At 55.0% G+C, this 14,576-nt stretch carries 10 protein-coding genes; 4 read left to right on the forward strand and 6 right to left on the reverse strand.

What is annotated here, in order from left to right:
* Positions 1 to 188: 188 nt before the first annotated feature.
* The 6 genes from AUP74_RS05180 to AUP74_RS05205 form a co-directional block, all read right to left on the reverse strand.
* Positions 189 to 770, reverse strand: coding sequence for an LOG family protein (locus tag AUP74_RS05180; protein ID WP_069946643.1), 582 nt, complete (start codon positions 768 to 770; stop codon positions 189 to 191).
* A 173-nt stretch (positions 771 to 943) separates the two neighbouring features.
* Entirely contained in the window at positions 944 to 2,353 is a 1,410-nt protein-coding gene (locus AUP74_RS05185; RefSeq protein WP_069946644.1) for a lyase family protein, read from the reverse strand.
* A gap of 100 nt (positions 2,354 to 2,453) precedes the next feature.
* Positions 2,454 to 3,959, reverse strand: coding sequence for an SLC13 family permease (locus AUP74_RS05190; protein WP_145924322.1), 1,506 nt, complete (start codon positions 3,957 to 3,959; stop codon positions 2,454 to 2,456).
* 88 nt (positions 3,960 to 4,047) lie between these two features.
* Entirely contained in the window at positions 4,048 to 6,960 is a 2,913-nt protein-coding gene (locus AUP74_RS05195; RefSeq protein ID WP_145924323.1) for a TonB-dependent receptor domain-containing protein, read from the reverse strand.
* Positions 6,961 to 7,085: 125 nt separating this feature from the next.
* Entirely contained in the window at positions 7,086 to 7,535 is a 450-nt protein-coding gene (locus AUP74_RS05200) for a FecR/PupR family sigma factor regulator (RefSeq protein ID WP_069946645.1), read from the reverse strand.
* Positions 7,522 to 8,151 (reverse strand): RNA polymerase sigma factor, encoded by a 630-nt coding sequence (locus AUP74_RS05205; protein WP_069946646.1) that lies wholly within the window; start codon positions 8,149 to 8,151, stop codon positions 7,522 to 7,524. Before AUP74_RS05205 ends, AUP74_RS05200 begins: the two co-directional genes overlap by 14 nt.
* A gap of 282 nt (positions 8,152 to 8,433) precedes the next feature.
* On the opposite strand from AUP74_RS05205, the gene AUP74_RS05210 reads away from it, so the two are divergent.
* From AUP74_RS05210 to AUP74_RS05225, 4 genes are all read left to right on the forward strand, one after another.
* Positions 8,434 to 9,195, forward strand: a complete 762-nt coding sequence (locus AUP74_RS05210; protein WP_226999900.1) for a hypothetical protein — start codon at positions 8,434 to 8,436, stop codon at positions 9,193 to 9,195.
* 103 nt (positions 9,196 to 9,298) lie between these two features.
* Positions 9,299 to 11,068: a DUF885 domain-containing protein gene (locus AUP74_RS05215; RefSeq protein WP_069946648.1), complete on the forward strand. Its 1,770-nt coding sequence runs from the start codon at positions 9,299 to 9,301 to the stop codon at positions 11,066 to 11,068.
* Positions 11,069 to 11,154: 86 nt separating this feature from the next.
* On the forward strand, positions 11,155 to 13,401 hold the full coding sequence (locus tag AUP74_RS05220; RefSeq protein WP_069946649.1) for a sensor histidine kinase: 2,247 nt from the start codon (positions 11,155 to 11,157) through the stop codon (positions 13,399 to 13,401).
* Between the two features lie 2 nt (positions 13,402 to 13,403).
* Complete coding sequence (locus AUP74_RS05225; RefSeq protein WP_069946650.1) at positions 13,404 to 14,546, forward strand: response regulator transcription factor; 1,143 nt, start codon at positions 13,404 to 13,406, stop codon at positions 14,544 to 14,546.
* The last annotated feature ends 30 nt before the right edge of the window (positions 14,547 to 14,576 follow it).

The following is a 14,576-nucleotide window of genomic DNA, read 5'->3' on the forward strand; positions in this document are numbered from 1 at the left end:
ATCTCACCCAATCACGAACGATGTCCAATCGTCGCTTTTTCACACGGTTGTCACAGTCCCAGTAACCATGCGGCCCACGAGCGTTACTCCGAACTTATTCACAACTCTATCCAAGGATTGTGTGAGTAACCGAATATCCACAATTCTCATTCGCAGTTGGTATTCACTTACCGGCAGAAAAGGTTGAATCAGAGATCGTCGCGGGAGATGCGCTGGTCTCGCGGCGGCGGGCGATAATTTTCCATCAGTTTCAGTAGCTTGGCGGGGTCGTCTGCCTCCAGCAGCATGGCCCGGTACTGGGGTTGCAGCAGCTGCTCCGTCACACAGTGATCGAGGAAGGTGGCCAGGTGCTGGTAGTACCCGGCTACATCGAGTAATCCACAGGGTTTCTGGTGAAAACCGAGTTGTCCCCAGGTGAGGATCTCGAATAGCTCCTCGAGGGTGCCAAGACCGCCGGGCAGGGCGATAAAGCCGTCGGAGAGCGCCTCCATCATCGCCTTGCGCTCGTGCATCGAGGTCACCACCCGCATCTCGGTGACGTTGGGGTGCGGCACTTCCCGTACCGCCAGCGCCTCCGGGATTACCCCGATTACACGGCCGCCCTGGGCCAGCACTGCATCGGCCAGCGCACCCATGATGCCGATACTGGCACCTCCATAAACCAGGCCGATATCCCGCGCCACCAGTTCCGCCGCCAGCGCCTCGGCCGCCTGCAGGAATTCGGTCCGGCGCCCGGGACTGGAGCCGCAGTAGACACAGATATTCTTCATCCCAACTCCTGATTGATGGCGATATGGAGCAGATACTCCGGAGTAACCGCTCTAATTCTAGTGCCGATTGCAGTCGGGGTGTGTGAGGATGACTGTGTAGGAGAGGGGCGCCCCGAACACGGCATTGGGAGCCTGGCCGGATCGGGGAGCTGTTGAGAATGCGATTCGAGTCGTCAGTCTGCGAAATCGCTCTTCCGCGCCTCGCGGCAGTAGGCGATGACGGCGTCTACCTGTTCCTCTGCCAGGCCGAGATAGCTGGTGCTATCGAACAGTTCGTCGAGTTCCGTGGGGGTGAAGTGCTGGGCAATATCAGAGGCGCCCTCGATCGCTTCGCGCAGGCTAATGTCCTCAGCCATGGCTTCTACCGCCAGCTCGTGCAGCCTGCTGTTGGCGGTGGTCTTGCCGATTTTGTCTGCCAGTGCAAAGGTGACCCGCTGGGAGAGGATCATGCCGCGGGTTTTCTCCAGGTTCTCGGCCATGGCAGCCTGGTTGATCTTGAGGTTGCCGAGCAGGCCCATGGCGGCGTTGAGCATGTCTTCCGTTTCGATGGAAATCTCCGCGAGCAACCGGTTGGTGCGCGAGGTGTTGTCCCGTTCGAATACGTTGATCATGTCATCGGCAATGATCTCCGCCGTCCGTGGAATACTGCGTGAATAGAAGACCAGGGCTTCCGATTTGCTCGGGTTTTTCTTGTGCGGCATGGTGCTGCTGCCAACAGCCGTTTTCTTGCGGACTTCTTCTGTTTCGCCGATATCGGTCATCTGCAGCAGGAACAACTCGTTGCCGATGCGACCGTAAGACTTGCTGATCAGAGCCAGAGTAAAGGCGTACTCGGCAAGTATGTCCCGGGCACCATGCCAGTCGTCGGGGTAGGGCCGCTGCAGGCCGAGGTGTTTGGCAAACGCACGCTCGACTTCAATCCCCTGCTCACCGAGGCCTACGTAGCTACCCACGGCACCTTTGAGGATACCCGAGCGCAGCAGCCGGCCGTGCATATCCTTGAGGCGTTCGATATTACGGCGGTTTTCCCCCAGCCAGGTGCTTACCTTCTTACCAAAGGTAATAGGCAGTGCATGCTGGCCCAGTGTACGGCCCACCATCACCGTACCTTTATGCTCCTGCGCCAGCCGCATCATGATTTCTTCCAGCGCGCGCAGCTGGCTGATCAGGGCGCGAGTGGATTCCTCCAGCTGCAGCACCAGGGCGGTATCGTAGATATCCACCGTGGTCGCACCGAAATGCATGTATTCCGCGGCTTCGGGTTTAAGAGCGCGCTGCCACACGTTCAGCAGTGCCACCATACGGTGACGGACCACATCGTATTCCCGCGCCAGATCTTCCTGCGACACATAGTCCGTGCTGGCTTTTGCTTCGAGTTCCTTCGCCGCCCAGTCCGGGATAATGCCCAGCTCGGCCTGGGCAGAAGCCAGCGCAGCCTCGATATCGAGCACTTTCTGGGTTTTGCTTTCCGCGGAAAAAATATCACTGACCGTTGGTGGTGTGTCAGTGGTACTGGCGAGCGCGGTAGCGCTGCCAAGCCAGGCCAGGGTGCTGGCGGCAAGGAGTTTGCGGATAGCTGGCATCGTGAATTCCTTTCCTGAGAATGGAGATATCTTCATCGGAAGTGAAAACTGCTTGCCGGGCCAGTGCGAAACTGTGTCGCCCGACAAGCAGTCCCGACGGCTATTGGCCGAGGATCTGCGGTGCCCACACCAGAGCCACAACGGACAGCAAAGCGAGGCCGAACAGGTTCAGGGCCACGCCGGCGCGCACCATCTGCGGGATGGTCAGCATGCCGGAGGCATAGACGATCGCATTGGGCGGCGTTGCCACCGGCAGCATGAACGCGCAGCTCGCCGCCAGGGTGACCGGCACACACAGCAGCAGGGGAGAGATGTCCGCCTGTACGGCAATCGCCGCCACTGCGGGCAGGAAAGTCGCAGTCGTCGCCAGGTTACTGGTGAGTTCGGTGAGGAAAATCACCAGCGCGGTCGCTGCGATAACGAGCGCGACAACGCCGATCGCGGACAACAGGGACAGACTCTCGCCCAGCCAGGTTGCCAGCCCGGAAGCGGAGACCTGTGAAGCCAGGCTGAGACCACCACCGAACAGGATCAGCACGCCCCAGGGCAGTCGACCGACATCGTGCCAGCTCATCAACTGTTCCTGCTTACTGTCACCGCTGGGTACCAGGAACAGCAGCACTGCGGCAGCCATGGCAATACCCGCATCGGACAGTCCCTCAACGCCCAGTGCTGCGGACAGCGGGCGGCGTACCATCCACGCCAGAACCACGAGCGCGAAGATGATCGCCACACGGGCTTCCGGTTTGCTCAGCGGCCCCAGCTCTTTTTTCAGATCCTGGAGGTGCGTTTTGACTTCCTCGCTCTCGGGAATATCGACCCGATACACCCAACGGGTAAGCAGCAGCCAGCCGGCGGGGAGAAGAATCGCGGCAACGGGAACGCCGATCAGCATCCAGCGCGCGAAGCCGATCTCGATGCCATAGTTCTCGGCCAGGAATGCAGCCAACAGGGCATTCGGCGGTGTACCCACCAGCGTCGCCAGGCCACCGATGGTCGCGGCGTAGGCGAGGGCCAGCAACATGGCGGTCTGGAAGTGAGACTTGGCACGCTCGGACAGGCCCTGCACGTTTTCAACGATGATGGCCGTCACCGAGATGGCAATGGGAAACAGCATCATGGTGGTGGATGTGTTGGTCATCCACATGGACAACAGCGCAGCGACCAGCATAAAGCCGCCGATCATGCGCTTACCATCGGTGCCCGTGCGGCTGAGAATCATCAGCGCGATCCGTTTGTGCAGATTCCACCGTTCCACCGCCAGCGCCAGTACAAAGGCACCCATAAACAGGTAGATGATGGGGTTGGCGTAAGGGGCGGTGGCCTCTTTCATGCTGCTGATGCCCACCAGCTGGAAGGTGGCAATGGGCAGCAGCGCCGTCACCGGTACCGGAACGGCTTCCGTCGCCCACCAGGCCGCCATCCACATGCCGATGGCGGCGACCTTCCAGGCCACCGGGTTCATGGTGGTCTGCACATCGGCTAGCATCATCATCACGGCGAACAGCGCCGGGCCAAGCAGCAGGCCGATGGTCTGGTAGCCGGGTCGCCCGACCTCGATGGAGGTATCTACCTGTGCTCCGGCCAGGTTTGGTGTCGTACTCATCTAAATTACCTCGGGAATGTACGCGGAGTGGCAGGGCCGGTATCCCGCAGTGTTGCACCGCAGGATACCAGCCTTTCGGAGCTGGGCCTTAGAAGCTGGACTTCAGGCTCAGGTAGTAATAGCGGCCGTAGTCATTGTGGGCATCGGAGAAGTAACCGAAGTAGCGGTCTGCCAGCGGCGCACGCTCGTCGGTCAGGTTCTTCACACCGAAGCGCACACGGTTGCTCGCGCCCGCGTAGTCGAAGCGGTAGTCGACGGTAGCGTCGTAAGTGGTCATTGATGGGATGATGTAGCGAGTACCATCTTCCAGAGTCAGGGAATCCTGGTAGAACTCACCGACCTGGAAACCACTCAGGGAGGCACCGAACTGGTCGTAACGCCAGGTCAGCTGCAGGGAGTGACGCTCTTCCTGGTTACCGTCTTTACCAATCAGGTCGGCAAAACCGGCTACCGGGAAGTTGGCCGGGATGTCGCCGTTCTGCTGTGCCTGTACCAGCACCGCAGCATCGCCACCGGCATCCTGTTCGAATTCGGTGGTAAAGGAGCCGTTGTACTTCAGGCCGAACTCACCGATGTCGGTATACAGGTCGTAGTAGATGCCCACGTCGTAACCGGCCAGGGTGCGGGTGTCCAGGTTGGCATAGCGGTCATTGACGGAATCGACGGTGCCCGCGGCACAGATACCGGCTGCTTCATAGAAGCCCGCCTCGTCGGGATCGATCTCTCCGCGATTCACCGCCGAATTGCCTACGGTGTCGCAGTTGCCAGTGCCGTTCTGCAGGCGGTAATAGAGATCCAGCAGGGTGTGGTTCTCTTCACCGAACAGGCCGATGGTGTCTTCTTTCTCGATGGTCCAGTAGTCCACGGTCACGGTCAGGCTATCCAGCGGAGTGAACGCAAAGCCCAGGGAGGTGTTGGTGGACTGCTCGGCTTCCAGCTCGTCACTGCCCTCGGCGATACGCTGGATGGAGTAGGTGCAGTCGAGGACATCCTGGTCCGGATCGCCGCCGTTTTCGGCTGCGTAGACACACGCCCAGTCGGTGGTGCTGCTGTTACGGGCGATGATTTCCTCGTTGATGGTGACCAGGTTCGGCGCACGGAAGGCCTCGGACCAGGAACCACGCAGCAGCAGCTGCTCTACCGGACGGTAACCGAACGCGACTTTACCAACGGTGGCATCACCGAAATCGGAGAAGTCCTCGTGGCGCAGTGCCAGCTGCAGATCGAAGTTATCGAATACCGGTACCTGCACCTCACCGAACAGGGAAGCCACGGAGCGCTCGCCGCTGTTGTCCGGCGTCGGGCTGGAGTTCACCACGTCGGACACGAACGGGTAGGTATCGCCTTCAGCGTCGATGAACTGGATGGTGCCGTCGAGGCGATCATCGCGGTCGTCGACGAAAGATTCCTCGCGGTACTCGAAGCCCGCCAGTGCCGCGACGGAACCGGCCGGCAGATCGAACAGCGCATTGTTGGAGAACTTCACGTCGAAGCTCTTCAGCTCGCTCTCGCTGTCACGACGCACGCTGATCAGGGCGCGCTCGATGTTGCTGTCGTTACCGGCGCTCAGCGGGTTGTAGGCGTCGAGGGAGGTATCGTTGAGCGCTTCCTGCATCAGGGTGTTGGAGACGCGGTTGCGGGTCACATCAGACTTCTCGTCCTTGTTCCACAGCAGCGCGGTTTCCCAGTCCCAGTCGCCATAGGTGCCACGCAGGCCCTGCAGCAGGCGGAAGTTGTCGCCGTCGTTCTCGACGATGCGCGGCAGCTCGGCAAAGCGATAGTTATCCAGCGTGAAGTCAACGCCGTACGGGTTGTAGGGGTTGTCGGCGGAGAAGATCAGCTCGGAAGTGGAGAAAGATGCAGTCGGGTGACGGCGCATGTTGGTGGAGGAGCTGTAGAGGCCGATTTCGGAGAAGCTCTCCATGCCGTTGGCCAGCTCGTGGTTCACGAATACGAACAGGTTGCTGCGCTCCAGCTCGGAGCTCACATCGCGGAATTCATTGAGGTTATAGCGCTCGGTGCCCTGGCCATCCACCGCGCCGCAGACAAATTCGTTGATCTCGTATTCACAGCGCTCGTCGCCTACCGGGTAGGTTTCCAGTTCGCCACGGCTGTCGGTGATGCCGTCGATGCTGCCGCTTACCATATCCAGCTGCGGGTAGAGGGAGTTGGCGCTGTCGTTGCGGAAGGCGGTGTCGTCGTACCAGGGGGAGTCTTCAGAGATCAGGTCGCGCAGGTCGGAATTGGCCCAGCGCGGATCTTCGGAAGCGGACACGCGGTCGCGCTGGTAGTGGCTGAAGAAGGCGCTCACATTGGTGCGGCCTTCATTGAAGGTTTCGCCCCACTCGATCGCCAGCTTTTGGGTGTCGCGCTCGAAGTTGTCGTACTCGGTGTGCTTGACCGAAACGCTGAAGCCGTCGAAGTCGTCCTTCAGCACATTGTTCACAACACCGGCCACGGCGTCGGCACCGTAGATCGCCGAGGCACCATCGCGCAGCACTTCCACGCGCTGCAGGCCAGCGGTAGGCAGGACGTTGGAGTTGGCAGTGACTACCGGCACGAAGCTGCCACCGACTTCTTCAGTCTGGTAGGCCGCGGCATTCACCACCCGGCGGCCGTTCAGCAGTACCAGGGTGTTACCGGTACCCAGGTTGCGCAGGTTGAAAGCGCCGATGTCACCGCGGGCAGAGTTTACGCCGCCGCTGATGTTCTCGGCTTCGTTGAAGAAGTTCTGGCCGTTTTCCGGGATCAGGGCCAGCAGCTCCTCACCGGAATCCACGCCCATATTCTCGATATCTTCGGCATCGACGACGGAAACCGCCAGCGCCTCGTTGATCTGCGCACCCTTGATCTGGGTACCGACCACGGTCACCTGTTCGATGGATTCTTGCTTGGCGTCTTCAGCTTGGGCGGCTGCAGCTGTAGCGGCAGTCTGTTCCTGAATGGCCAGTGCCAGTGGGCTCAACAGCATGCCGGAAAGCAGCATCATGGATCGCTTCATGGAGTTCTCCCTCATCGCGTAAATGCTCATTTCTTGAGCAAAATTATTGTTAGAGTCGGTCTTATAGATTTACTTCTAACAAGCTCAACGCATGAATCCGGGAAATCCCCTACGCGGGAATGAAATTATTCGCCGTTGGGCAAAAAGTGCTCGATGCCGTGGGGGGCGGAATAGGGAGCGGGCTCCGGTGGGGCTTCTGCGGGACCTCGCATGGCCAACACCAGGCCAACGGCGATCAGCACCAGCGCAACGACAGATTGCCAATGGTTGCCATGGGGGTGGGAAGGGTTGGCAGGTGGTGCCGGGGTTTCCTGTGGAGGAGCGGCGTGGGGGAAGATCATCACCCTGGGGGCATCGATCTGCGCGCGCACACCGCCGAGCGTGGATACGCGCGCATAGAGCAGCGACAGCTCCTCGAACGCCCAGCGGTGCAGCGGATCTTCATCCAGCCACACGGATAGCCGTTGCCGTTCATCAAGGCTGACATGGTCGGCATCGAGGCGAGCGAGCCAGGCGGACGCCTGCTCCATTACATCATCTGGGATGCCAATGCAGAGCCATTCATCCAGCTGCAAGCTTTGGCTCCTCGGTGGTTTGCGGCTGAATTTCTGGCGCCGGCGCATTTCTGCTGGCGACCAGGTGCTCGCGACACAAGCGCATGCCGCGGGCGAGATGGTTTTCCACCGTCTTGGTGGAGATGTTCAGAATTCGTGCAATTTCTTCGTGCGAGTGGCCGTCAATTTTCCGCATGACAAAGACCTGGCGGCACTTGGGCGGCAGCGCATTGATCGCGTCCACCAGCGCTCCCTGCTCCTCTTCACGACTGACCTGGCGCTCGATTGTGTCGGGCTGGGTCGTGTGCTGTAGCGTGATGGAAGCGGTCATGCCGTGCTGCTCGACCACCTTTTGGTGGCGCAGGTGGCTGATGGCCAGGTTGCGGGCAACGCGGAACAGGAAGGGACGTGGCTCAATGGCTTTGTCCTCTTTCAGGGCCAGGAACAGCTTGAGATAGGCCTCCTGCAACACTTCTTCTGCCTGCGCGGGCTCGAGCATCCGGCATAGGCTGGCCAGCAACTGCTCGCGCGTCTTTTCATAGAGCGCATTGAGCCTGTGCTCGGGGTCCGGTTCCTTGCGGATGAAGCCCGAGGTAAAAAAGCTGAAGTTGAGTTTTGAGAAGATACTGTTCGACATGAGCGCCCTTTCATTGTTGTTGTAGGTGCGCGCACCAGCGCTGAACGCGGGATAGTAGCATGTCTGTCACAGGCAGCTGTACCTCACTCTGTGGCCGAATTAGCGTAGCCCGGTCATTATCACTGTTTATAAAATCGCCAGATTGCTCTGCATAATCCGTATCGTCGGATAGATTGGAAGCGGTTAAAGCTTCGCCATCGCTACCGTTACAGCACAACTCTTGGTTACAGTGAGCCCGACCACAACTCCGGCCACAAAGATGGAAACACGAGAAGAATGAACATGAAGTACACGATGGCACTGATCGCAGGACTCTCACTCGCCGGCTGTGCCGCACAGGCAGAATTACCGCCACGAGCAATCGTCGAGCCCTCACTGATTTATCAAGCCATCGAGATCGAACAGGCCCTGGATGCCAGGGAAGGACAGGTCATCGAGGAGGGCGCACCCTGGTTCAAGGTGGTACCTGGCAGTATTCCGGTCATCATTACCGCCCCGCATGCCACTCGCCCGCTGCGCAATGGCAACCGCCGTTTTGCCGATGGCGGTGGCACCGCGGCGCTGGCCCTGTCCGTGGCCAGCCTTACCGGTGCCCATGTGATCTACACCACCGAGGAGGGCCCCTCGGATCCCAATTACTACGATGACAACGCCTTCAAGCAGGAGCTGGCACGGCTGATCCGTGAGGTGCAACCCCGCTATGTACTGGATATTCACGGCAGCCACCCCTACCGGCCCTACGATATCGATCTGGGCACCATGCAGGGCCGCTCTCTGCTCGGGGATGAGGAGGTGCAGTTCGAGCTTATTAGCGCCTTAAGGAATGAGGGGATTTTAAATATCTCCTCCAATCGCTTCGGTGCCTCCAAAAACCAGACCATCACCAAGTTTGCGTCTGGTCTCGGCGTACCGACGATTCAGGTGGAGGTGAATACCACTTACCTCTCGCCTTCCGAGGGCAACCTGGAGGCGCAGCGCTTTTCCAAACTGGTTCAGGCCATGGTCCGCTACGTTGAAAGTGAACAGCCAGGCAATGTGAAATAGCGGTACCTCAATCGCGACTCTGGTCATGGTATGGTTGGTCGGTTAACTGAATAACTAGTCACAACCGACCCGGCTCCGGCCCTGTCGGCAAGGAGTGCATACCATGGCAAGGCTCGCGAAGTTGCTGCCCGCTCTATCCGTCATTCTTTTATTGCTGGTTCCCCAGGCCTGGGCCGCCAGCGCCTCTGAAACCCTGCAGCAGGTCATCGACGATCATTGGCAGTACAGCCTGAAAGAAGACCCCATCATGGCCGGCCGCATGGGGGTGGCGGATTACAACGATCGCATGCCCGGCGTCGCGCCGGAAGACCGCGTCCGGCGGTTGAAAGCGGAAAAAGGCTTCCTCGCCCAGCTGCAGGCCATCGATGCCGACCAGCTCACCGACGCGGAGCGCATCAACCGCGACCTGCTCAGCTGGGTACTGAAGGACTCCATCGAGGCCAACGAGCTCTACCTGGACCGCATCCCCCTCAATACCTTCTACAGCTTCTTTGCCCACGCCCTGCAGGCCAACGACGGCCTGAACATGAACTCGGTCAAAGCGTACGAAGATTACATCGCCCGCATTCGCGCGTTCGGCCGCTTTTTTGACGAGAACATCGCCAATATGCGCCAGGGCATCAAAGACGGCTTCGTGTTGCCGAAGATCGTGGTGGAAGGTATCGCGCCCACGGTGCGCGCACAGGTCTACGAGGACCCCACAAAGAGCAGCCTGTACGAACCGTTCGCCAAGATGCCGGATAGCATCCCTGCAAAAGAACAGCCGCGCTTGCGCGCGGAAGGCAAACAGGCAATCCAGCAAATAGCCATGCCGGCCTTCGCCCGCGTCGCCGACTTTATGGAAGGCGATTACCTGCAGGCCGCCACCGACACCATCGCTGCCGAACAGCTGCCCGGTGGCAAGGCATACTACCGTCACGGCATCCGCCGCTACGTCACCCTGGATATGGACCCGGCCGAGATCCACAAGATCGGCCTTGCGGAAGTGAAGCGTATCCGCGCCGAGATGGAAGAGCTGATCAAAGAGAGTGGTTTCGATGGCAGCTTCGAGGAATTCACCGAGTTCTTGCGCACGGATCCTCAGTTCTACGCCAAGACCCCGGAAGAGCTATTGAAGGAAGCCGCCTACATCTCCAAGAAGATCGACTACCGCCTGCCGCAACTGTTCGGCAAGCTGCCGCGCCTGCCCTACGGTGTGGTGCCGGTGCCGGACGAGATCGCCCCCAACTACACCACCGCCTCCTACAACCCGGCCGCTATCGGCGGCACCCGCGGCGGCGCCTATTGGGTCAATACCTACGCCCTGGACCAGCGCCCGCTGTACGAACTGCCGGCGCTCACCCTGCACGAAGCCGTGCCCGGCCACCACCTGCAGGGCGCACTCAGCCAGGAACTCCAAAACGTACCGGAATTCCGCAAGGGCCTGTACCTCAGCGCCTTCGGTGAAGGCTGGGCGCTGTACTCCGAGCGCCTGGGCAAGGAGGTGGACGGCATCTACACCACCCCCTACGAACACTTCGGCCGCCTCAGCTACGAAATGTGGCGCGCCGCCCGCCTGGTGATCGACACCGGCATCCACTCCCAGGGCTGGACCCGCCAGCAGGCACTGGACTTCCTCTCCGAAAACACCTCTCTGTCAGATGCCAACGTGCGCGCCGAAGTAGACCGCTACATCTCCTGGCCGGGCCAGGCGCTGTCTTACAAGATGGGGGAGATCAAGATTCGGGAGTTACGAGCCAAGGCTGAGAAAGAGCTTGGGGATCAGTTTGATCTGCGTGAATTCCATGATGCGGTTTTGGCGAATGGGGCTTTGCCCATATCGATGCTAGAGCAGCAAATAGAACAATTCGTTGCGGGAGCTGTGAAGCAATAGAAGGCGGATTTACTCTCAATATTGAAAATTTACCAAACTCCGTGTCAGAAATTAGCAAATGCGAAGAAGACCATTAGGGCAAGTTGATGAACTCAAATAAAAAGCCAGAAGAAGCCTCCATGGTGCTGAGACCCAAAGCAAGGATACTTAAAACTTTGGGTGAAGAGCTAATCAGTAGCGAGACAGTCGCATTAATTGAACTAGTAAAAAATGCATACGATGCTGACGCGAGAAATGTATTAATTAGATTTGAAGGTGAGCTAAAAAAAGGGGAGGGGGCCATATCTGTCATTGACGATGGACATGGCATGGACGATAACACAATTCAAAATTCTTGGATGGTGATCGCTACTGACAAAAAAAAGACACAGCGGAAAAGTAAAAGTGGTAACAGAAGACTTTTAGGGGAAAAAGGGGTAGGTAGATTTTCTGCCGCAAGAATAGCTGAAGAGCTTGACTTGATTACGCGGCCAACTGAAAGCGATACAGAGTTCTACGCCTTTTTTGATTGGCGGCAGTTTGATAATCCAGATCTCTTCTTGGATGAAATTGAGTTTCTAATGGAAGAACGGGCGCCAGAAACTATCGTTAATTCCTGGCCGCTTGAGGGTTATTTGGATGGTGATGAAGTATTTAAAGGTCAAGGCACTGTTGTTCGGATGAACTCTCTAAAACATACGTGGGAGAGTAAAGATTTAAAAGAGCTCCAAAGAGGATTGTCTAGGCTGATCTCACCTTTTAATAGCATAAGTGATTTTAATATCTATATTGAGATGCCTGATGCTTATGGCGAGTTTAGTTCACAAGTTGAACCACCAGAAATAATTAAGTATCCGCACTACATTGTGAATGGAAGTGTAGATAGCAAGGGAAAATATAGATTTGACGTAACCGTAGAGGCGAAGGGAAAAAAAGAGTCATTTGAAGGCTATTTTATTAGCCGATATCGTGATGGGGTTTGGGAAGTATTTTCCTTGGAAACAGAAGCAGACCTCCAACACAGTAATGACAAACTTAGATATCTAGAGTGCGGACAGTTGAACTTTAAACTTCGGGTCTGGGACAGGGACGAACTTGATAATGTGATGCAAAAAATAGGAGTTGGCGTGCGAAGTGTAAGGAAGGACTTGGATGCTATTGCAGGTATCAATATTTACAGAGATGGATTCCGAGTTTTACCTTACGGAGAACCAAACAATGACTGGTTACGTTTGGACTTAAGGCGTGTTCAAAATCCAACCAGAAATTTATCAAATAACCAAATCACGGGATATATATCTATTACAGCAGATGGAAATCCTGGGCTCCACGACAGAAGTAATCGTGAAGGGTTAGACCAAAATACAGCATATTCTGATTTGGCTAATATTATGCACTTTGTTCTCACGAAGCTTGAGACAATAAGATATATTGAAAAGAGGTCGTCTAAAAACCAGAAAAATATTGAGAAACCTGGGCAGGGAAATCTATTTTCATCTCCCGACTTTGGTTCAATTAAGAAAGTATTAGTCGATGAGCAAGCCAAGCCTGGGGAAGCAATTGGTCTTATAAATAAGGTCGAGTCTGATTGGAATAGAAAGGTACAAACTTTTAAGAGTGTTATTTCACAGTATCATGCGTTAGCTACTTTAGGCGGCATAGTAGATAAGGTCTTGCATGATGGAAGACAGCCACTCGCGACCATACAAACTGAAGCGGGCCTGGGAAAAGAAATTACCGAGGAGCTAATTGGTTCATTGCCTGATATTAGTCCAGGGCAAATTTCTGATTTTAAATCAGTAGATATTGGACTTGGCAGGATAATTGATCAGGCTAATATTCTCCGTGATGTTTTTAGGCGCGTTGAACCATTCGGAGGCCGAAAGCGGGGAAGGCCGAAAAAATATTATATCGAAGACGTTATTAAGGATACATTTTCAATTTATGATCGGGACTTTAAGTCGACTGGGGTCAGAGTGCAAATACCAAGCTCACAGACTCTTGTTAGTGTCGACATTACCGAGTTGTCTGAAATACTCACTAATCTCATAACTAATAGTATTTATTGGCTGAATTCGGTCCCGAGAGGCCAGAGAAAAATTAAAGTAATGGTTTCGAGGTTGAGCGGAGATTCTTTAGAGATTGTTTTTGCGGACACTGGCCCTGGAATTAAGGAGGAGCATAGAAACCATATCTTTGAACCATATTTCTCCGATAGAGAGGGGGGGCATGGTTTGGGGCTCTGCTTGGTGGGTGAGATAGCCAAGGACTACTACAATGGGTCAGTTGAACTCTTAGATACCGGAAAGAATAATGGTGCAGTCTTCAGAATTGTTTTGAATAAGCGGGTTTAAGAATGAATGTGTGGAATGTTTTGGCAGTTGATGATGACCCGAGAAAGCTAGACGAGATTGAGCGGATATTTTCCAGGGGAATTGATGATAACATCTTTTATTTCACAAAAGAGACTTCTTTTGATGAAGGGGCAAGGCTAATAGAGAAAAATAGGTTTGATTTTGTATTCCTTGATGTTCACGAGGATAAAAATGATCCTGACCCTTCTATAGAGCCGGCTGAAGAGGATCAAAGGGGAGAGGAAATTCTGCAAGCATTGCAGAACTCTAGATTTCTTCCTGTGATTTTTTATACAGGATTTCCAGATAAAGTTAGACATTTGTGTAGTCCTTTAGTGCAAGTGGTGAGTAAGGGTTCATCGGTCCAAGAGATTCGTGCGGCAGTGCAGGCAATACTGGATATGAAGTTACTCCACCTCTTTAAATATATTGAAGAGCAAGGTAGATCATATATGTGGGATTCGCTTAGCTCTACTCTGGATGGTCATTGGGGTGATATCAAGCCAAGGGAAATATCGCTGTTACTAGCGAGACACATATCAAAAAGCCTTTCTAAAGAGGTTATTAAGCAGCTTCTAGAAATGGATCATAAGATCATTGATCCACTAGAGATGTACTTATATCCACCAGAAGGTGATTCCTGTAATCCGGCTGATGTTTTCCGAAGTAAAGCTGATTCTTCTTTATGGATGGTGTTAACTCCAGCTTGTGATTTTGAGCAGTCTAAAGCAGATAATGTCTTATTGGCCAGAATAAAATCCATAACTGAACATCCAGTATATAATGAGTGGATGTCTGCTAAAGATGCTCTTGAAAAAATTCCGGAGAATGAAAGAACTAATGAACAGAAGCAAGGTGTTAAAAATTTAAAGGGAAAGGTGAAAAGTTTAGTAAAAAACCAAGCTGGCATTAGGTATAGATACTTACCTAAGGCATTTTTTCTTCCTGATTGTGTGGTTGATTTCCAAGAGCTAATACATTTGCCTGCAGAGCAATCAGAATATTATGAGCCTGTTTGTTCCTTGGATAGCCCTTTTCGTGAGGAAATGCTAAGTGCATTTTCGAAGTACTATGGTCGTATTGGGATACCTGATTATGATTCGTCTGTAATCTTGGAGCGCATAGAGAAGGAATATTTTGAATAATGTGCTCTCTACGCAATGATTCTCCTGATA

Origin of the sequence: Microbulbifer aggregans (assembly GCF_001750105.1) — a bacterium.
Taxonomy (GTDB): Bacteria; Pseudomonadota; Gammaproteobacteria; order Pseudomonadales; family Cellvibrionaceae; genus Microbulbifer; species Microbulbifer aggregans.